We start from the raw sequence: 19,193 nt of genomic DNA, 5'->3' as shown, positions 1-19,193 counted from the left end.
GTCTCACGTTCGCTGGTTACCGTCCCGCCCTACGGACTGGGGCGAGACCGGCGAGGAGGCTGCGGACATGGCGCGTGGGGCAGGGGAAGGGCGTGGGGTGCAGGGGCTGGCCCGGGTGGCCGTCGTCGTACGGGCCGGGGCCGCACCCCTGTGGTGGGCCGGGGTGTTCGCGGCGGGCGTCGGGGTGCTGCCCCCGGGGATCACCGGGCGGCGGATCGGCGTCCTGGCCGGCGCCGCGCTGTTCGTCATCGGCGCCGCCGTCGTGGCGCTCACCCGTCGCAAGCGGTACACCGCGCTGCTGCGCGGTGCCGCCCGGGCCGGCAAGCACGACGTCCTCCAGGACCGGGCGGTGACCGTGCGGAACTGGCGCCGGGGCCACCGCTGGTGGCTGCTGCTGGCCTTCGCCGCCGCGCTCGGCAGCTCCTTCGCGGTGCCCGCGGCCGGCGGCATGCTGCTCGCCGGGACCGGAACCGGGCTGCGGCTGAAGGCGGCCTGGCTGGGCCGCCGGGAGCGGGCCGGGGAGCAGCTGATGTGGCTGCGCGTCGACTGGCTCGACGGGCGCGGCGGCGGCCCGGCCGGCAAGACCGTCAAGGCGTACCGCGGCACCGGCGTCGCGGCGGGCGACGCGGCCCCGGGCGGAGCCCGCCGCCGCACCGCGGCACTGGTCTGAGGCCTGGTCCGAGGCCTGGTCCGAGGTCCGGTCAGACCTCCAGCTCCTCCTCGATCTTCTTCAGCTGGTGCCGGGCCATCGCCAGGTTGGCGCGGGACTGGTCGAGCACCAGGTAGAGGAAGAGGCCGTTGCCGCCCCGGCCCTTGAGCAGCCGGATCAGGTGGTACTGGGCGGAGAGCGTGATCAGGATGTCCTCGATCTCGCCCTTGAGGCCGAGGTGCTCCATGGTGCGCATCTTGGCGCGGATCACGTCGGTGTTGCCGGCGGCGGCCACGTTCAGGTCGAAGGTCTTGCTGCCCCCCATCGTGCCCAGCGCCATGCCGCTGGTGTAGTCGACGAGCGCCACGCCGGTGGCTCCCTCGATGGAGGTGAGGCACTCTTTCAGCGCGGTTTCGGTGTTGGCCATGGTGGTCTTTCCTCTCGGACTTCCGTTTTCAACTGTCGGTTGCGGTGCGCGCGTCGGTGGTGGTGCTGGTGCGTGGCGTGCGCGTGGTTCTGGTTCGTGGGGTGGCGGCGGCGCGGGCGGGCCGCAGGGCCCGGGCGGCGGCCTCGGCCTTGTCGACCAGCTCCCCGATCCGGACGGCCGCCCTACGGCCCTCCAGGTGCAGCCGGCCGACGTTCACCCGGTCCTCGGTGAGCAGGGTGAGCACCGCGCTGCGGCCCGCGGCGTAGGTGGCGACATAGCCGTCCTCGCCGCGCACCAGCAGCTCCCTGAGCTCGCCCTTCCCGGTGGCGTCCGAGACCCGGACGGCTACGCCGAGCTCGGCCGCGGTGAGCGCGGCCAGGCCCTCCGGGTCGACCCCGGGGAGGTCATGGGCGATGACGAGGCCGTCCACGCCGGCCGCGAGGGCACCGGTGAGCTGGGGCATCCGGCTGCGTAACCGGCGCAGCTCGTCGAGGACGGCCTCTCTGTCGGAGCTGCCGGGTTCTGCCGCCATCAGCTGTCTCCTCTCGGCGGGGCGGTGCCGTTCAAAGGGCCTCCAGCGCATCCCTGAGCCTCTTCAGCAGCGCGATGTCGGGGTCGGTGACCTGGGGGAGCACGGGCGGGGCGGCCACGGTGCTCGCCGGGGCGAGAAGCCCGGCCGCCGCCAGCCGCCGGACGTCCACCAGCGTGTGGAAGGCCGGCCGGCCCAGTTCCCGGGCGATCTCCGGGGCCGTGCGGACACCGTCCACCCGGTCCAGGACCGCCCGCTGCCGGGGCGTGAGCGGCGGCGGTGCGAGGGGGTCGGCGCGGATCAGCGGGGCGCCGTCCGTCGCCGGATCGGGCCAGAGCCGGTCCAGCAGCTCACGGCGGCGCAGGGTCTCGCGTTCCATGGCGGCGACGGGGACGGAGTGCAGCGGAGCGGGGGTGGGCGGGTCGCCGTAGCGGAAGCGGCCCGGTGTACTGCTGGGCGACAGCGCGAAGTACGCGGCGTCGTAGAGCGCGTTCAGCCCGCACAGTTCCAGGGCGCCTCTGGGCAGCAGACCGGCGGCGAGCAGCCGGTGGGCGGCGGCCGGTATGTCGTCGGTCCACGGCCAGGCCGCCGCGTCGAGCGTGCCGTGGGCCGTGAGGAGCACGTCGAGGCCGGGGGCGAGCGGGCTCTCGGCGTGCACCACGCGGCCCTCGGCCAGATGCAGGCTGCCGTACTCGCGGACCAGGACTCCGGTGGCCCGCTCCGCGGCGAGGCGTATCAGCATCGGCGAGAGCGCGCCGGCCGTCCGGTCGCGCAGGGCCGCCCGGTCCCGGACCGGCAACGGCGGAGGCGTTTCGACCACGGTCATCCCAGCACCAGCCGCTCGGCCATGTCGCCGAGCCGGATCCGGGCGAGGGCGAGATTGCCGTCCTCGCGAGCCAGCCACAGATGCAGGAACACCGTGGCGTCGAAGGACGTGACCACGAACCGCAGCAGGTGGTAGCTGTCCCGGTTGCTGACGATCAGGTCCTCCACCGGAGGACTCACATCGATGTCGTCCCCCGTGCTGAAGGCCCCGTGCTCGGCGGCCAGCCGGGCCAGCTCGGCGGCCTCCGCCGCGGTGGTCTCGTGGTCACCGCCGGGCGCCTCCCCGACCGTGCCCAGGGCCAGCCCGCTCGTCCAGTCCACCAACGCGGCGCCCCTGGCACCGGGCAGGCGCATCGCTTCCAGCAAACACTCGTCGATTCCGGGCACCGTGGCTCCCCTCCCGCCGCCTGGGACTCCGGTTGAGTGACGCAGACACTACGCAACGTGTGCGGGGAGGGGAGAGTCGTTTGGCATTTTCCGGTGGAACGTGCCTTCGGCAGGCTAGTGTTGGTCAACTGGGCTGCTTTTCGCACCAGTTGATCCCTCTGTCACGGGTGTCTCAACGGCTCGTGGATGCATGCAGGGTGGTGAGCGCGTCGGCGCGCGCCCCGCCGGATTCGGCCACGATCTCCGCGACCGTCTGCGGCTCCCGTGCGACGGCGAACGCCACGCCTCCGTCGCCGTCCGGTGCGAAGCCGTAAACCCCGGGCCGGGCAAGGGAGTTGTAGGAGTAGTGACTGCCGAAGTAGTACGCGCCGGTGTCCAGTGCGGCCGCGAGGTCCCCCTGCTCCAGCGGTGGCAGCGCACGCCCCTCGGCGAGCAGATCGCCCGAGAAACAGGCCGGCCCCGCCACGTCCTGCACCACCGCCGCCCCCTCCTTCGGCCGCCCCTTCGCGTCGTACGCGGCGATCCGCACCGGCCACGCCTCCGGCACGTACACCGTCCGCGGCGCCACCTGCACGCCCGCGTGCGTCACCGCGATCCGCCGCCCGCCGGAACTCTTCGCGTACTCCACCCGGGCCACCACCGTGCCGTGCCGGGCCAGCAGCGACCGCCCGAACTCCGTCACCAGCCCGTACCGCCCGTCGAACAGCCCCGGCACGGCCTCCGCCAGCAGCCGCGCGTACTGCGCGTACGTCGGCTCCGTCCGCTCCGACCCGAAGTTGACCGAAAGCCCGCCGCCGATGTCGAGAGTGTCGACCTGCCGCCGCCCGATCCGCGCGTTGACCTCCTCGGCCAGCGCGTACGTCTCCGCCACGCCCCGCGCCAGCAGCGACAGCGGGATGCCCTGCGACCCGATGTGCGCGTGCAGCCGCGTCAGCCACGGCCGCTCCGTGAACGCCTGCACGACCCACTCCCGCGCCCCCTCGTCCCGCAGCCCCACCCCGAACTTCGAGGTCGCCGTCGCGGTGGAGGTGGCCCCGATCGACCCGGCGCCGAGCTGCGGGTTCACCCGGATGCCGAGCGGCGAGCGGCCGGGACCGCCGTCCCGCACCAGGGCGTCGATGCGGCCCAGCTCCTGCGGGCTGTCCGCGTTCAGGGCGACGCCCAGCGCCAGCGCCTCGCGCAGCTCCGTCGCCGTCTTCGCGGGCGCGTCGAACACCGTCCGCGTCACCGGTACCCCGGCCGCCCGTGCCAGCGCCAGCTCGCCCGCGCTCGCCACCTCGGCGCCGATCCCCTCCCCGGCCAGCAGCCGCACCACCGGCACCAGCGGGTTCGCCTTCACCGCGAAGGCGTGCAGGATCTCCTGCCCCGGCGCCGCCACCGCCGCGAACGCCCGGCGGAGCGCCGCCGCCGAGGCGCGGATGCCGGCCACGTCCAGCAGGCCCACGATCGGCGCGTCCGGCCCCAGCAGCCCCTGCTCCACCGCCGCCCGCACGGCGGCGTCCCGCCGCACGACCCGCTCGACGTCGTCCCCGCACCCGTCCCTGTCGCCGTCCCTGTCACTGTCCACGACGTCCCCCGACATGTCGTCGTCCACACCTTTAAGGCCCATAAGTCCAGCCAAACATCCGGGGGGCGCCCATGCTGGCCGACCGATGTATTGACTAGTTCTATTCAGGGGGTCAGGATGTGAATAACCGCAAGAACATCCGAGGAGGCAGACCATGTCAGGACCCCGCCCCGTACGAGCGCCGCGCGGTACGGAACTGAGCGCCCTGGGATGGCAGCAGGAAGCCGCCCTGCGGATGCTGCAGAACAACCTCGACCCCGAGGTCGCCGAGCACCCCGACAAGCTCGTCGTCTACGGCGGCACCGGCAAGGCCGCCCGCGACTGGCGCTCCTTCGACGCGATGGTCCGCACGCTGCGCACCCTCAAGCAGGACGAGACCATGCTGGTCCAGTCCGGCCGCCCGGTCGGCGTGATGCAGACCCACGAGTGGGCCCCGCGCGTCCTCATCGCCAACTCCAACCTCGTCGGCGACTGGGCCAACTGGGAGGAGTTCCGCCGCCTGGAGACCCTCGGCCTGACCATGTACGGCCAGATGACCGCCGGCTCCTGGATCTACATCGGCACCCAGGGCATCCTCCAGGGCACCTACGAGACGTTCGCCGCGGTCGCCGCGAAGAAGTTCAACGGCACCCTGGCCGGCACGATCACCCTCACCGCCGGCCTCGGCGGCATGGGCGGCGCCCAGCCTCTCGCGGTCACCATGAACGACGGCGTCGCGATCTGCATCGACTGCGACCCCCGTGCGATCGAGCGCCGTATCGAGCACCGCTACCTGGACGTGAAGGCCGACTCGCTGGAGCACGCGCTGCAGCTGGCCGTCGAGGCGCGTGACGCCCGCCGTCCGCTCTCCATCGGTCTGCTGGGCAACGCGGCGGAGCTGTTGCCCCGCATGCTCGCCGAGTCCGCCCCGATCGACATCGTCACGGACCAGACCTCCGCCCACGACCCGCTGTCCTACCTGCCGGTGGGCGTGGCCTTCGAGGACATGGCGGACGCCGCGGCCAAGGACCCGGCCGGGTTCACCACCCGGGCGCGTGAGTCGATGGCGAAGCACGTCGAGGCCATGGTCGGCTTCATGGACGCGGGCGCCGAGGTCTTCGACTACGGCAACTCGATCCGCGGCGAGGCCCAGCTGGCGGGCTACGAGCGGGCGTTCGCGTTCCCCGGCTTCGTCCCCGCCTACATCCGCCCCCTGTTCTGCGAGGGCAAGGGCCCCTTCCGCTGGGCCGCCCTGTCCGGCGACCCGGCCGACATCGCCAAGACGGACAAGGCGATCCTCGACCTGTTCCCGGAGAACGAGTCCCTCGCCCGCTGGATCAAGCTGGCCGGTGAGCGGGTCCACTTCCAGGGGCTGCCGGCGCGTATCTGCTGGCTCGGCTACGGCGAGCGGGACAAGGCCGGCGAGCGGTTCAACGACATGGTGGCCAGCGGTGAGCTGGCGGCGCCGCTGGCGATCGGCCGTGACCACCTCGACTGCGGCTCGGTGGCCTCCCCGTACCGGGAGACCGAGGCCATGCTCGACGGCTCCGACGCGATCGCCGACTGGCCACTGCTGAACGCGATGGTCAACGTGGCCTCGGGGGCGTCCTGGGTCTCCATCCACCACGGCGGCGGGGTCGGCATGGGCCGCTCCATCCACGCCGGCCAGGTCACGGTCGCCGACGGCACGAAGCTGGCCGGCGAGAAGATCCGCCGGGTCCTCACCAACGACCCCGGCATGGGCGTCATCCGGCACGTGGACGCCGGCTACGACATCGCGGAGACGGTCGCGGACGAGCGGGGCGTGCGGGTGCCCATGCGGGAAGGCGAGTCGGCGTGACGAAGGGCGGGGACTCTTCGGTGGGGGCGGAGCTCTCGTCGCCGGGTGCGGGTGCGGGTGCGGGTGCGGGTGCGGGTGCGGGTGCGGCTGTGCCCACCCGCCCCCACTCTCAACTTCGATCGAGCGGGGGGACCCCCATCGCCCTGCGGAACGACCGCCCACAGCCTGTACGGGGCGACGAGGGGCAGCCGGCCCGGGGTGACGGGCGGCAGGCCGGGCGGGGTGATCGCCCGCAGCCCGCCGGCGGTTCCTCCTTCCAGGAGATGTGGCGCGAACTGGCTCCCATCGGCCGCCACCCCGATTCCCACGGCTACCGGCGGTTCGCCTGGACCGGGGCCGATGCCGACTGCCGGGCCTGGTTCAAGGAGCAGGCCGAGGCGCGCGGGCTCGTCCACGAGGTCGACCGGAACGGCAACCAGTGGGCCTGGCTCGGCGATCCGGACGCCGGGGACGCCGTCGTCACCGGGTCGCATCTGGACTCCGTGCCGGACGGCGGTGCCTTCGACGGGCCTCTCGGTGTCGTGTCCTCCTTCGCCGCGCTCGATGAACTCCGCGCGAGGGGGGCGGAGTTCACCAGGCCCCTCGCCATCGCCAACTTCGGCGACGAGGAGGGCGCCCGGTTCGGGCTCGCCTGTGTCGGGTCGCGCCTGACAGCCGGGCACCTGACCGTCGAGCAGGCGCACCGGCTGACCGACGGTGACGGGGTCAGCCTTCCGCGGGCCATGGAGGCCGCCGGGTACGACCCCGACGCCATCGGCGCCGACCCCGAGCGGCTCGCCCGCATCGGCGCCTTCGTCGAGCTGCATGTCGAGCAGGGGCGGTCGCTGGACCTGTCCGGCGACCGGGTCGGCATCGCCAGTGCCATCTGGCCGCACGGGCGCTGGCGGTTCGACTTCCGGGGCGAGGCCAACCACGCCGGCACCACCAGGATCGCCGACCGGCGCGACCCCATGCTGTCGTACGCCGAGACCGTGCTCGCCGCCCGCCGCGAGGCCGAACTCGCCGGTGCCGTCGCCACCTTCGGCAAGATCGCCGTCGAGCCGAACGGCGTCAACGCCATCCCCTCCCTGGTGCGCGGCTGGCTCGACTCCCGCGCCGCCGACCAGGCCACCCTCGACACCGTCGTCGGCGGTATCGAGAAGGCGGCCCGGGAGTACGCGGAGGCGCACGGCATCGACCTCGACGTCGTCCGGGAGTCCTTCACCCCGGTCGTCGAGTTCGACCACGCCCTGCGGGACGAGCTGGGCCGCATCCTCGGCCGGGACACCGGGCTCACCGTGCCCGTCCTGGGTACCGGTGCGGGACACGACGCCGGGATCCTCTCCGGGAGCATCCCGACCGCCATGCTGTTCGTGCGCAACCCCACGGGCGTCTCGCACTCCCCGGCCGAGTTCGCGGCCGAGGACGACTGCCTGGCCGGGGTGGGCGCGCTCGCCGACGTACTGGAAGGGCTGGCCTGCGAGTGACGACACGGACGACGTACTGGATGGAGTACGCCTGGCTGGACACGTACGTCGAGCCGGGCGTCGCCGTCGATGTGGCGAACGGCCGGATCACCGCCGTCCGCACGGAGACCCCCACCCCGCCGCCGGGCGCCGAGATCCTGAGCGGTCTCACCCTCCCCGGCCTGGCCAACGCCCACTCGCACGCCTTCCACCGCGCCCTGCGCGGCACCGTCCAGGTGGGCTCCGGGACCTTCTGGACCTGGCGCGAGCTGATGTACTCCTTCGCCGACCGGCTCACCCCGGACACCTACCTCGCGCTCGCCCGCGCGGTGTACGCCGAGATGGCGCTGGCGGGCGTCACCTGCGTCGGTGAGTTCCACTACGTCCACCACGCCCCCGGAGGCACCCCGTACGCCGACCCGAACGCCATGGGCGAGGCACTGATCGCGGCCGCCGCCGAGGCCGGGATCCGGATCACCCTCCTCGACACCGCCTACCTCTCCTCCGGCTTCGGCGAGCCGCCCAACGCCCACCAGCAGCGCTTCTCCGACGGCAGTGCGGAGGCCTGGGCCGAACGCTGTTCAGTTCTCAAGGAACGGGATCACGCACGGATCGGAGCGGCGATCCACTCCGTACGGGCCGTGCCCGCCAGGCAGTTGGCGACCGTGGCGCAATGGGCGCAGGAGCGCCGGGCCCCGCTGCACGTCCACCTGTCCGAGCAGACGGCGGAGAACGACGCCTGCCTGGCCGCCCACGGCTGCACGCCCACCCGGCTGCTCGCCGACCACGGCGTCCTCGGCCCGCGCACCACCGGCGTCCACAACACCCACCTCACCGACGAGGACATCGCGCTGCTCGGTGACAGCGGCACCGGCACCTGCATGTGCCCGACGACCGAGCGCGACCTGGCCGACGGCATCGGACCGGCCGTCGCCCTCCAGCGCGCGGGCTCCCCGCTCTCCCTCGGCTCCGACAGCCACGCCGTCATCGACCTGCTCGAAGAGGCGCGCGCGATGGAGCTGAACGAGCGGCTGCGCACCCGTGCCCGGGGCCACTGGACGGCCGCCGCCCTGCTGCGCGCCGCCTCCGCCGACGGTCACGCCGCCCTCGGCTGGGACGACGCGGGCATCATCGAGCCCGGGATGCTCGCCGACCTGACGACGATCGCGCTCGACTCGGTCAGAACGGCGGGGCCACTGCCGCGACTCGGCGCCGAGTCGGCCGTATTCGCCGCGACCGCGGCGGACGTACGGCACACGGTCGTCGCGGGCCGTCATGTCGTACGCGACGGCGCGCACACCCTCGTACCGGACGTGCCGTCTGCGCTGGCGGACGCGATCGAAGCCCTCCGAGCCTGACGTTCACCCACGAGGACACCATGAGCAGCAGCACCGTCATCACCAACATCGCCACGCTGGTCACCAACGACCCCTCCCTCGGTGACAACTCCCCTCTCGGTCTGATCCAGGACGCGGCCGTCGTCATCGACGGCGACCGCGTCGCGTGGACCGGTGAATCCAGCAAAGCACCCGCCACTGACAACCGGGTCGACGCGGGCGGCCGGGCGGTGCTGCCCGGCTTCGTGGACTCCCACTCCCACCTGGTCTTCGCGGGCGACCGCACCCAGGAGTTCAACGCCCGCATGTCCGGCCGCTCCTACACGGCCGGCGGCATCCGGACGACCGTCGCGGCCACCCGCGCCGCGACGGACGAGGAGCTGGAGCGGAACCTCACCCGTTACCTCACCGAGGCGCTCCACCAGGGCACCACGACCTTCGAGACCAAGTCGGGCTACGGCCTGACGGTCGAGGACGAGGCCCGCGCTCTGCGCATCGCCGCCGCCCACACCGACGAGGTCACCTACCTGGGCGCCCACATCGTCTCCCCGGACTACGCCGACGACCCGGCCGCGTACGTGGCCCTGGTCACCGGCGAGATGCTGGACGCCTGCGCCCCCCACGCCCGCTGGATCGACGTGTTCTGCGAGAAGGGCGCCTTCGACGGCGACCAGGCCCGCGCGATCCTCACGGCGGGCCGGGCGAAGGGCCTCACCCCGCGCATCCACGCCAACCAGCTCTCCTACGGCCCCGGAGTCCAGCTCGCCGTCGAACTGGACGCGGCGAGCGCCGACCACTGCACCCACCTGACGGACGCCGACGTCGACGCGCTGGCGAGCGGCGACACGGTCGCCACCCTCCTCCCGGGCGCCGAGTTCTCCACCCGGGCCGAGTGGCCGGACGCCCGCCGCCTCCTCGACGCGGGCGTGACCGTCGCCCTCTCCACGGACTGCAACCCCGGCTCGTCCTTCACGTCCTCCGTCCCCTTCTGCGTCGCGCTGGCGGTACGGGACATGCGCATGACCCCGGACGAGGCGGTGTGGTCGGCGACGGCGGGCGGCGCGGCGGCACTGAGGAGGCACGACATCGGTCGCCTCAGCCCCGGCGCGTACGCCGACCTGATCCTTCTCGACGCCCCGAGCCACGTCCACCTGGCCTACCGGCCGGGGGTGCCACTGGTCAGCGGGGTGTGGCGGAGGGGTGTGCGGGTGACGTGACCGGATCGCGGGTCAGCCCTGGCTCTTCCGCCACGCAGCGAGTGCGGATCGGGCCAGGTCGCGTTCCTTCCCGCGCTCCGGCCGAGGCGTACAGGTTTTTGAGCGCAGCCTCGTCGTCGGGTGGGACCAGGGCCAGAACCTGAGCAACCTCGTCCAGATTGCGGTCGGATTCGAGCAGGGCGGCCAGAACGCTTGTCGGTCCGCTGGGACGGAACCGGAACTCGACTTGGGCGACATTCCGGCTGTCCGGCCAGAGGGTGTGCAGCCTGGCGATGTCCCGAGAGGTCATCACCTTGCACGCTTCGGCGGCGAGGAGCTCCGCTCGTACGGCGGCCCATTGAGAGCCGGCACCGAGGGCGACGTGAGGGGAGCGCAGGAGTGGCGTGCGGCGATCGCCGATGGGCGATCGGGGGAACGTAGGTGATCTTTCTCGACCACACCGCTGTACTCGCTCTCTGCCAGGGGCACCGACTGCTCTCCGGGCTGGCCGTCGTGGAGGTCGACGACCCGGCTCGGCGCGCGCACGTACCCGCGTTGTGCCTTGTCGCAGCCGGTCTGGAACGGCCCGGAGTGGCTGCCCATGTCGGAGCGCTGCCCGGACTGGAGTTCCTTCCTCTGGACTTCGCCGGTGCGGCCGCGGTGGAGCAGGTTGTGTCCGCCGGGCTGGAGTGGTCTTTCGGGCATGCGGTGTACGCGGCTTCCGCCGATCCCCCCGAGGGGCAGGTCCCGACGGCCGTGCCGGACGCCTACGACGGCACCGGGGTGTGGGTGGTGGACATCGGTAAGCCCTGAGTGGCCGAAGGGGGTGGGCAGATCAGCCCGCCCCCGCCCGCCACCGCTGGGCCGTGCTGTCGTCGACCCGGTCCAGGGAAAGTTGGTCGTCGCCGTTCGGGGTGAGGGCTGTTTCGAGGGCGATGGCCGGGCGGATCTCGCCGTCGGGGGTCACGGTGAAGCGGAGGTTGATGCCGTGGTCGCCGTCGACCGAAGAGCACTGCCAGATGCCGACGCCGTTGTCGACCGAACCCCGGCTGTCCAGGCAGAAGTCGGGGTCCTCGGCGGACTGCAGGACACCCCGGGACTCGTCGACGCGCCAGCGCTGGGTGGCGGAGCCGGAGCAGGGGGCCGTGACGACGTCGGTGCCGTTGCCGAAGTCGGCGTCGAGGACGTCCAGGCAGCGGGCGGTGGCGGCGTTCACGACCTGGGCGTAGGCGGTGCCCGGGGGCTTCGGGACGGGGGACGGGGTCGGGGACGGCACCGGGCTGTGTGACGTCCTGCCGGGCGTGGGAGTGGGCGTGGGCGATACGGGGGTCGGCTCGGGAGAGACGGTCGTCGTCGCCGTCACGGTCACCTGGGGGTTCGGGGGCGGTGGTGTCGCGGCCGTCTCGGTCCGGCCGTGCGCGTCCGGGCGGGTCAGGAGATAGAGGAGCAGCGGTATCAGGGCCGCGCCCAGGGCGGTGGAGGTCAGGAGGAGACGGCGGGACGGGGTCCGGCGCCGGTGCGGCGGGCGGGGGTCGGCGGGCGGTGCCGTCGGGACCTCGTGTCGTACGTACGCGGTACCGGCCCAGGGCAGCAGCCCCTCCGCCAGTGCCTCGCGCGGGGTGTCCCGGAGCGCGGTGAGGTCCTCGAACGCCGCCGTGCAGTGCGGGCAGTGCGCCATGTGCGCGTGCAGGTCGGCGCTGTGACGGGGGCTCCCGGGGCGTACCGACTCCTCGATCAGACGGCGGAAGTCCGCGCAGCGGGGGTCGTCGGAGGCGGCCAGCCGGGTGCGGAGGCAGGCCTGGGCCAGGGAGTGCAGGGCGGGCGGCGTGCCGTGGCGGACGTCCTCGGGGGTCAGGCCGAGGTGGGCGACGGTCAGGGCGCGGGGTTCCCGGTCCACGACGTCGTACCAGATGAGGCCCTGGGCGCGGGACGGCAGGGACTGGAACGCCGGCAGCAGGGGCGGGGTCGGGCCGTCGGGGCCGCCGGCGGAGTTCAGGACCAGGAGGAGGGTGGGGTCCAGGGTGGCGGAGCGCTCGTCGCGCGACCAGTCGGCGGCCAGGCGGGCGGTCAGCAGGAGCAGGTGGTGGCGGAGCGGGACGACCGGTTCGGCGCCGTGCGCTATGTCGCGGGCCGCGGTGGTGAAGGCCTCCGCGGCGAGCCGGCGGGCCGCCGCGTCGCCGGTCGTGCAGAGGCGGGCGTAGGCGAGCACCGCGGGGTGGTGGCGGGTGCGGAGTTCCTGGAGCGCGGGGTACGCGGTGGCGCTGGGGGTGCGCAGGAGTTCGGTCAGGCGTGCGTCCGAGGGTGAATTGTCGTCCTGCACCATCGTGCACCCCTTGTCGCCGGGCGTCCTTGCTGACGTACCGGCCAGTTTGGGGTGTGGCTGGGGGCGCGCGCGGAGCTTTGGCCAAAGACGCGGCGGGCCGGGGCGCGGGCACCTCCGTCGCCCCGGCGGCATGACCGCCGGCCCGGCTCACTCCTCCAGGGTCAGCGCCTTGCGCAGGTGCACCAGCGTGCGGGACAGCAGACGGGACACATGCATCTGGGAGATGCCCAGTTCGTCGCCGATCTCCGACTGGGTCATGCCCGCGACGAAGCGGAGGGAGAGGATCTGGCGGTCCCTGGGCGGGAGTCCGGCGATCAGCGGCTTCAGGGACTCGACGTACTCGATGCCTTCGAGGCCATGGTCCTCGTAGCCGATGCGGTTCGCGAGGGCGCCCTCGGACTCGTCCTCGTCCGGCTGTGCGTCCAGGGAGGAGGCCGTGTAGGCGTTGGAGGCCGCCATGCCCTCGACCACCTCGTCGTTCGAGAGGCCCAGGCGTTCCGCGAGCTCCGCGACCGTGGGGGCGCGGTCCAGCTTCTGTGCCAGTTCGTCGCCCGCCTTGGCGAGGTCGAGGCGGAGCTCCTGCAGGCGACGCGGGACGCGTACCGACCACGACGTGTCGCGGAAGAACCGCTTGATCTCGCCGATGATCGTCGGCATCGCGAAGGTGGGGAACTCGACACCGCGGGCCAGCTCGAAGCGGTCGATCGCCTTGATCAGGCCGATCGTGCCCACCTGGATGATGTCCTCCATCGGCTCGCTGCGGGAGCGGAAGCGGGAGGCGGCGAACTTGACCAGTGCGAGGTTCAGCTCGACGAGGGTGTTGCGGACGTACGAGTAGTCGTGCGTGCCTTCCTCCAGCGACTCCAGCCGCTTGAAGAGGGTCTTGGACAGGGCTCGCGCGTCGACCGCGTCGACCTCGTCGTACGGGGGGATCTCGGGGAGTCCGAGTCCCGCGGTGAGTCCCTCGATGGCATCCAGTTGTTCCGGTGGGGGTGTCGACGTCGCGGTCCGGGGATGCGGGGCGTCGAGCCGGGGTGACATGGTGTCCTCCATCGTTCTCGGCTATCAGGCTGCCGAAGCCATACGTGCACTGCGGTGTGCGGCGCCTCCAAAGCCGGCCGTGTCGGTTGTGTGTCCTACTAGCCCTACCGGCTCGACGGAGCCCATCGCAAGTCCGTTCTATTAGGGTTTGTCCGTTTATGGGCGGTTGTTCGGGTGTCGGAGTACGTGCAGAAGGCGTAATGTTCGAGGGCGTCGCCAAGGCGTTCGGCGGGCATCCACGGACGCCGCCGGGCATCGGCCCGGACGGTGTCGAACAGCGGTCACGACCTCGGGAGAGAGACGGCAATGGACCACGGGACGGTCGGCAGCGCACAGTCGGGCCGGCTGCTGGTGGAGGTGCGGAAAGTGGGCTCCAGCGCCGTCGTGATTCCGGCGGGTGAGCTCGATCACCACACCGCCGATCTGCTGCGCGAGCCGCTCGACGATCTCCTCGACAAAGGGTTCTCACGCCTGGTCGTCGACTGTTCACGCCTTGAGTTCTGTGACTCCACCGGGTTGAACGTGCTGCTCGGCGCCCGGCTGCGCGCCGAGGCCGCCGGAGGCGGGGTGCATCTCGCCGGGATGCTGCCCGTCGTCGCCCGGGTGTTCGAGATCACGGGGGCCGAAGCGGTCTTCACCGTCCATGACTCCGTCGAGGCGGCCCTGGCCGACGAGGCCGGCGGCGACGAGAGCTGAACCCCGGTCCGGCGTCCGGAACCGGGGGGTGTTCCCGCGGATCGGTCGGGCAGGAGAGATTCTGGATCCGGCGGTGACCGACCGGGCCACTTTTGAGTGGATCATGCCGACGGGTCCGTACGAAACTGCAGCAACACGAACTTTTGACTCGTGAAACGGTGAACGGTGAGGTGAAGCGCTGATGAGCACCACCCGGCCTTACCCGCCGGGCGACCGCGGCCCGGAGTCCAGCGGTGCCTCCGGGGCGTCCGAGGGGGCGTTCGAGGGGACGGTGCCCGACGCGCCGTCCGCCTCGTCGGGGGGTCGTCAGGTCCGCAGAGTGCGTCTCGACGGCGCGAGCGGGGTCGTACCGCTCGCCCGCGACTTCGCCCGCCAGGCGCTGTACGACTGGGGCTGGCTGCCGGCCGCGACCGCCGACCGCAGGGCCGCCGCCGAGGATGTGCTGCTCGTGGTCTCCGAGCTCGTCACCAACGCGTGTCTGCATGCCGAGGGGCCGGACGAGCTGCTCCTGGCCTGCGACCGCAAGGTGATCAGGGTCGAGGTGTCCGACCGGGGGACCGGGCAGCCGGCCCCGCGGACCCCGCACCGGGCGGGGCGGCCGGGCGGGCACGGGATGTTCATCGTGCAGCGGCTGTGTCTGGACTGGGGGGTCGTACGGACGCCGGGGGCGGCCGGTAAGACCGTATGGGCCGAGTTGGGGGCACCTGCGTAAGCAGGCTTGTGCGTCGGCCGCGGGCCGGTGGGGCTGGTCGCGCCCACGCGGCGGTAGCCGCACATCGATACAGCCCCGCGCCCCTTACGGGGCGCTCACACTTCCGCCACGCCCTTTCTCTTCCCTCCTCATGTGCCCCGGCGTACCTTGACGGCCCATCTGATGTACCGTCAGGAACGAGGTGGACCGTCGTGTCGTACCCCAAACGAACCGCCGCGCTCGCGTCCGCCGCCGCGCTGGCCGGAACGGCGGTGCTGCTCGCTGCCCCCGCGGCGCACGCCACCGTCGTCGACGTCGACTACGCCTGCAAGACGCCGATCGGCAACAAGAGCGCGGTCTCCCCGATCGACATCAAGGGCGTCAAGAGCGGCAGCGGCTACAAGATCACGATGTCCTGGCAGAAGGGCGTCTCCTCCAGCCCCGTCGAACTCGGCAAGGGCGCGATGAGCCCGAGCGCCACCGTCAAGCTCGGCGGCGCCGACAGCGGGACCGTGAGCGTCACCGGCGCCGCCAACCAGGCCGCGATCCCCGCCAACACCCCCATCAAGATCAATGACCTGAGCGGTACCTACACGCCGAAGAAGACCGGCAAGGTGACCTTCACGCCGGGCACGCTCACCATCAAGGCGCTCGGTACGACGACGACCTGCAACCCCACCAACAATCCCGGCCCCGCCCTCACCCTGGACGTGACGGCCGCGAGCGGCGGCTCGTCCGACAGTTCGTCGTCCAGCAGCACCAGCGCCGACTCCGCGGGCACCCTCCCGAAGACCGGCCCCGAGGACTCGTTCGTCGCCCTCGGCACCCTCGGCGGCACCGTGCTGCTCGCGGGCGCGGCCGGCGTCCTCTGGCTGACCCGGCGGAACCAGACCGTACGCCGCTGACCCTCCGGGCCCGACCGCGGGAGCCGCCCATGCCGTCCGCCCAGTCAGCCGCCCAGGTGCTGGGACTGTCCCTGCTGTCCTTGCTGACCCTGCTCGCCGCCGCTCCCCGAGCCGTGGCCGCCGAGGGCTGGTCCCTCGCGCCCGCGGGCGGCGGCCGCCCCTCCTTCTACGCCGAGGGCGCTCCGGGCGCGGTCCTCCAGGACACCGTGTCGGTGACCAACCCGGGCGGACATCCGGTCACGGTACGGCTGTCCGGCACGGGCACGGGCATGGGCGTCCCCGTCACCTTCGCCGAGCGGAGCGTGCGCGTCCCCGCCCGCACCCGCGCCGACATCCCCTTCACGGTGACCGTCCCGGCAGGCGCCGCGCCCGGTGACCACGCCGGCGCGCTCGTCGCCGAGGACGGCACCGGCCGCACCGCCACCGTCCGGATCCGGCTGCGCGCCGACGGCCCCGCCCTCTCCGCGCTGACCGTCGAACACCTCGCCGTGCACGGCGACCGCATCACGTACGAGCTGGTCAACCGCGGTACGACCGTCCTCGTACCCAGGCTCGCGGTACACGCCGACGGGGTCTTCGGCCGAGTCCTCCTGGACCGGGCCCCGCGCACCCTCCCCGTCCGCCTCGCCCCGGGCACCCGCACCCGGCTCAGCGAGCCCTGGCCCGGTCACCCCGCCCTGGACGCGGCCGACGTCCGGCTCACGGCGACGGCGGCGGGCGGCGCACGGGACACGGCGAGCGCGCAGGCCCGGTTCGTGCCCTGGGGCGCGGCGGCGGGCGCCATGGGCGCACTGACGGCGGGGGCCGCCGTGACGGTCGTACGACTGCGCAGGCGGCGCGGCGACAAGGCGGCCGAACCCCTTTCCACGGAGGTCGAGTTGACGGGAGCGGCGAGGTGAGGGCGAAGGTGTGCCTGGTGCTGGCGGCGATGTGTGCGCTGCTCCTGGCGGCGCCCCTGGCGGCAGCGGCCGGCGGGCCGACCGTCGAGGTCTCCAAGGCCCAGGCCGGCACCGGCAGTTCGATCACCGTCAGCGGCACCGGCTGGCGGCCGCACACCCTGCTGATGATGCTGGTCTGCGGCCAGGCCACCCCGTCCCGGGGCGTGATCGGCGGCACCAACTCCTGCGCCAACGCCGACGGACGGGCCGTCACCACCGACGCGAACGGCCACTTCGGCAAGCAACTCCCGGTCGCCGAACCGCCGGTGCCCTGCCCGTGCGTGGTGCACGTGGCCACCGTGACCGGCGCGACGGCCGACGCGGACGCCGCCTTCCAGGTCGCCGGGCACCCCGTGAAGGCACTGCCCGCCGAGTCCACCGGCGGCCGCCTCGCCATGCTCACCGACACCAGCCTCGACGGTTCCTCGGGTCTGCTCACCTGGTTCGGCGCACCCCCGTCCCGCACCCTCGTCTTCACCATCGGCAACGCGGGGTCGAACACCCTCAAGGACCCTGTCTTCCAAGTCGGCACCGCGCACGGCGTGTTCGCCCCGGAGTGGGACGAGCAGCAGTGGCACGGCACCCTCGCACCCGGAAAGAAGGCGCAGGTCAAGCTCCCCGTGGAGCTCTCGGCGGGCGCGCACGGCGACTACTCCGTCTCCCTCAGGTACGACGGCAAGGTCCTCGCCGAGCAGCCCTGGGGCGTCGGCCGGCCCTGGGGCGTGACCCTGTTCTGGATCCTGCTCGGCGTGGTCGTACCGGCCGCCGTCTTCCGTATCGGCATGGCCGCGGTGGACCGGGTACGGCCGCCCCGCGCGGGCGGCATCCGCCACCGGGGAATCCACCGGCCGCTCCGCCCGACCCTCCGGATCCCCCGCTTGCGCGCGCCCGAACCGGAGCCCGCCACCCCCTCGACCCTGCCGTGGTTCACCCCGGACACCGATCCGGGTACGACGGCCGGCCAGCCCTCCGCACCGCACGACGACAGCCCGGCGAGTCCTACGACTCCCACCACGAAGGGACCCACATGATCATGCGAAGGAGAGTGACACCGGTCGGAGCGGGTGCGGCGGCGGCCGCGCTGGTCCTCGGCGGGGCGGGCCTCCTGCTCGGCGCGGCCGCCGGGACCGCCCAGGCGGCCGAGGTGTCGTTCGCCACCCACTGCGTACCGCCCGCCGGGGTCGCCGACCCGATCGACGGGACCACCAAGGTCGACATCACCGCGCCCGCCACGGCGAAGGTCGGCGACACCGTCGACATCACCTGGAAGTTCGTGCAGGCCGCGTCCAAGAACCCGGACATCATCGACCTGCCCGCGAACACGGTCCAGCCGTCCGGCACGCTCAAGGCGGCCGGCGCCCAGACCGCCGACATCGCCATGCAGGGGCCGCGCAAGAACCCGGCGATCCCTAAGGGCGGCGACATGGTGCTGTCCGACATGACCGGCACGCTGAAACTGACGTCGCCCGGCGAGGTGACGCTCACGCCGGATGCGTACACGGTCAACGCGTACTCGACGGACACCGTGTGCACGCCGACGGGGACGGTGCCGAAGGCGGCGACGATCGAGGTGACCGGAACCGGGTCGAGCGACTCGGCGAGCCCGTCGGACAGCACCTCGGCCTCGGCCTCGGCGTCCCCCTCCGACTCGGCCTCGGCGTCCCCCTCCGACTCGGCCTCGGCGTCGGCCTCCGCGTCCACGTCGGCCTCCGCGTCCGCCTCCGACGGCACCGGCAGCGGCCAGAGCGACTTCACGGGCAAGGAGGTCAAGATCCCCTACTCCTGCAAGACGCCCCTCGGTCCCAAGAGCGCGACCTCGCCGGTGCAGATCAACGCCAAGAAGGACGGTGGCAGCTTCGACCTCACCGTGAAGTTCAACGGGTCGGTGATGGACAGCCCGGCCCCCATCCCGGCGGACTCGGTGAAGCCCTCGATGGAGGTCGTCCTGGGTGGCGCCGACAAGGGCACGGTCCATGTGGAGGGCCCGACCAACTCCTCGGCCATCAAGACCGGCGACCCGATAACGATCCCCGACCTGACGGGCACGTACAAGCCGGGGGCGAGCGGTACGTCGACGCTGTCGCCGGGCGTCCTGACGGTGAAGGCGCTGGGTACGACGACGACTTGCACGCCGACGAAGACAGCGGTCTCCCTGACGCTGGACACGACGGAGCAGACGAGCGGGGCATCGGGCAGCACCACATCGGGAAGCAGCGGTGGCCTGGCGGAGACGGGCGACAACAGCAATGGCGCACTGAAGGCGCTCGGACTGGTGGCGGGCACTGCGATCCTCTTGGGTGGCGCCGTGTTCACCTTCATGCCTCGGAAGAGGACCAGGTAATTCCTTAGGGGCGCGAGGAACTGCGCGACCAGCCCCCACGAACCGTCAGCCGGAGAACGACGAGGGCCACCCCATCC

The 19,193-nt window shown here is 72.7% G+C and carries 19 protein-coding genes; 12 read left to right on the top strand and 7 right to left on the bottom strand.

Translation table 11 applies throughout. The annotated features are described in order from the left end of the window. Positions 1-67 precede the first annotated feature (67 nt). Positions 68-670 carry a hypothetical protein gene (locus ACIRR9_RS12885; RefSeq protein WP_403750603.1) on the top strand — a complete coding sequence of 201 codons (603 nt, stop codon included), beginning with the start codon at positions 68-70 and terminating at the stop codon, positions 668-670. A 31-nt stretch (positions 671-701) separates the two neighbouring features. Here the strand turns inward: ACIRR9_RS12885 and ACIRR9_RS12880 are convergent, their stop codons facing one another. The 5 genes from ACIRR9_RS12880 to ACIRR9_RS12860 all read right to left on the bottom strand — a co-directional run bounded on the left by ACIRR9_RS12880 (position 702) and on the right by ACIRR9_RS12860 (position 4,399). Then, entirely contained in the window at positions 702-1,076 is a 375-nt protein-coding gene (locus ACIRR9_RS12880) for a hypothetical protein (RefSeq protein WP_365341077.1), read from the bottom strand. A gap of 28 nt (positions 1,077-1,104) precedes the next feature. Continuing rightward, a complete protein-coding gene (locus ACIRR9_RS12875; protein WP_384559888.1) occupies positions 1,105-1,608 on the bottom strand; it encodes a roadblock/LC7 domain-containing protein in 504 nt (167 codons plus the stop codon). Positions 1,609-1,639: 31 nt separating this feature from the next. Continuing rightward, a complete protein-coding gene (locus tag ACIRR9_RS12870) occupies positions 1,640-2,431 on the bottom strand; it encodes a transcriptional regulator (RefSeq protein WP_403750601.1) in 792 nt (263 codons plus the stop codon). Next, positions 2,428-2,817 (bottom strand): hypothetical protein, encoded by a 390-nt coding sequence (locus ACIRR9_RS12865; protein ID WP_123976474.1) that lies wholly within the window; start codon positions 2,815-2,817, stop codon positions 2,428-2,430. The genes ACIRR9_RS12870 and ACIRR9_RS12865 overlap by 4 nt, the downstream gene beginning before the upstream one ends. Before the next feature lie 172 nt (positions 2,818-2,989). Beyond that, entirely contained in the window at positions 2,990-4,399 is a 1,410-nt protein-coding gene (locus ACIRR9_RS12860; RefSeq protein WP_403750599.1) for a diaminopimelate decarboxylase, read from the bottom strand. 139 nt (positions 4,400-4,538) lie between these two features. Here ACIRR9_RS12860 and hutU point away from each other — a divergent pair, with 139 nt between their 5' ends. The 5 genes from hutU (at position 4,539) to ACIRR9_RS12835 (ending at position 10,994) form a co-directional block, all read left to right on the top strand. Continuing rightward, entirely contained in the window at positions 4,539-6,203 is a 1,665-nt protein-coding gene (gene hutU, locus ACIRR9_RS12855) for a urocanate hydratase (RefSeq protein ID WP_403750597.1), read from the top strand. Between the two features lie 263 nt (positions 6,204-6,466). Then, positions 6,467-7,669, top strand: a complete 1,203-nt coding sequence (locus ACIRR9_RS12850; protein WP_403750595.1) for an allantoate amidohydrolase — start codon at positions 6,467-6,469, stop codon at positions 7,667-7,669. Further along, complete coding sequence (locus tag ACIRR9_RS12845; protein WP_403751168.1) at positions 7,660-9,006, top strand: formimidoylglutamate deiminase; 1,347 nt, start codon at positions 7,660-7,662, stop codon at positions 9,004-9,006. Before ACIRR9_RS12850 ends, ACIRR9_RS12845 begins: the two co-directional genes overlap by 10 nt. Before the next feature lie 20 nt (positions 9,007-9,026). Beyond that, entirely contained in the window at positions 9,027-10,202 is a 1,176-nt protein-coding gene (hutI, locus tag ACIRR9_RS12840) for an imidazolonepropionase (protein ID WP_403750593.1), read from the top strand. 420 nt (positions 10,203-10,622) lie between these two features. Further along, complete coding sequence (locus ACIRR9_RS12835; protein WP_403750592.1) at positions 10,623-10,994, top strand: hypothetical protein; 372 nt, start codon at positions 10,623-10,625, stop codon at positions 10,992-10,994. Positions 10,995-11,016: 22 nt separating this feature from the next. On the opposite strand, the gene ACIRR9_RS12830 is transcribed toward ACIRR9_RS12835, so the two are convergent. Both ACIRR9_RS12830 and ACIRR9_RS12825 read right to left on the bottom strand, forming a co-directional pair. Further along, on the bottom strand, positions 11,017-12,504 hold the full coding sequence (locus ACIRR9_RS12830; protein ID WP_403750590.1) for a ricin-type beta-trefoil lectin domain protein: 1,488 nt from the start codon (positions 12,502-12,504) through the stop codon (positions 11,017-11,019). Positions 12,505-12,651: 147 nt separating this feature from the next. After that, positions 12,652-13,545 carry an RNA polymerase sigma factor SigF gene (locus ACIRR9_RS12825; protein ID WP_403750588.1) on the bottom strand — a complete coding sequence of 298 codons (894 nt, stop codon included), beginning with the start codon at positions 13,543-13,545 and terminating at the stop codon, positions 12,652-12,654. 306 nt (positions 13,546-13,851) lie between these two features. On the opposite strand from ACIRR9_RS12825, the gene ACIRR9_RS12820 reads away from it, so the two are divergent. The 6 genes from ACIRR9_RS12820 (at position 13,852) to ACIRR9_RS12795 (ending at position 19,116) form a co-directional block, all read left to right on the top strand. Next, positions 13,852-14,241: an STAS domain-containing protein gene (locus ACIRR9_RS12820; RefSeq protein ID WP_316769952.1), complete on the top strand. Its 390-nt coding sequence runs from the start codon at positions 13,852-13,854 to the stop codon at positions 14,239-14,241. Between the two features lie 181 nt (positions 14,242-14,422). After that, entirely contained in the window at positions 14,423-14,953 is a 531-nt protein-coding gene (locus ACIRR9_RS12815) for an ATP-binding protein (protein ID WP_403750586.1), read from the top strand. Between the two features lie 191 nt (positions 14,954-15,144). Further along, a complete protein-coding gene (locus tag ACIRR9_RS12810; RefSeq protein WP_403750584.1) occupies positions 15,145-15,837 on the top strand; it encodes an LPXTG cell wall anchor domain-containing protein in 693 nt (230 codons plus the stop codon). Positions 15,838-15,866: 29 nt separating this feature from the next. Next, positions 15,867-16,736: a hypothetical protein gene (locus tag ACIRR9_RS12805; protein WP_403750582.1), complete on the top strand. Its 870-nt coding sequence runs from the start codon at positions 15,867-15,869 to the stop codon at positions 16,734-16,736. A 29-nt stretch (positions 16,737-16,765) separates the two neighbouring features. Continuing rightward, positions 16,766-17,806 carry a hypothetical protein gene (locus ACIRR9_RS12800; RefSeq protein ID WP_403751166.1) on the top strand — a complete coding sequence of 347 codons (1,041 nt, stop codon included), beginning with the start codon at positions 16,766-16,768 and terminating at the stop codon, positions 17,804-17,806. Next, on the top strand, positions 17,803-19,116 hold the full coding sequence (locus ACIRR9_RS12795) for a hypothetical protein (RefSeq protein ID WP_403750580.1): 1,314 nt from the start codon (positions 17,803-17,805) through the stop codon (positions 19,114-19,116). The genes ACIRR9_RS12800 and ACIRR9_RS12795 overlap by 4 nt, the downstream gene beginning before the upstream one ends. Positions 19,117-19,193 lie beyond the last annotated feature (77 nt).

This window comes from Streptomyces sp. NPDC101234 (assembly GCF_044767525.1).
GTDB classification, from domain to species: domain Bacteria; phylum Actinomycetota; class Actinomycetes; order Streptomycetales; family Streptomycetaceae; genus Streptomyces; species Streptomyces sasae.
Note: the sequence above shows the minus strand (reverse complement) of the source record. Positions and strands in the feature narration are given on the sequence as shown.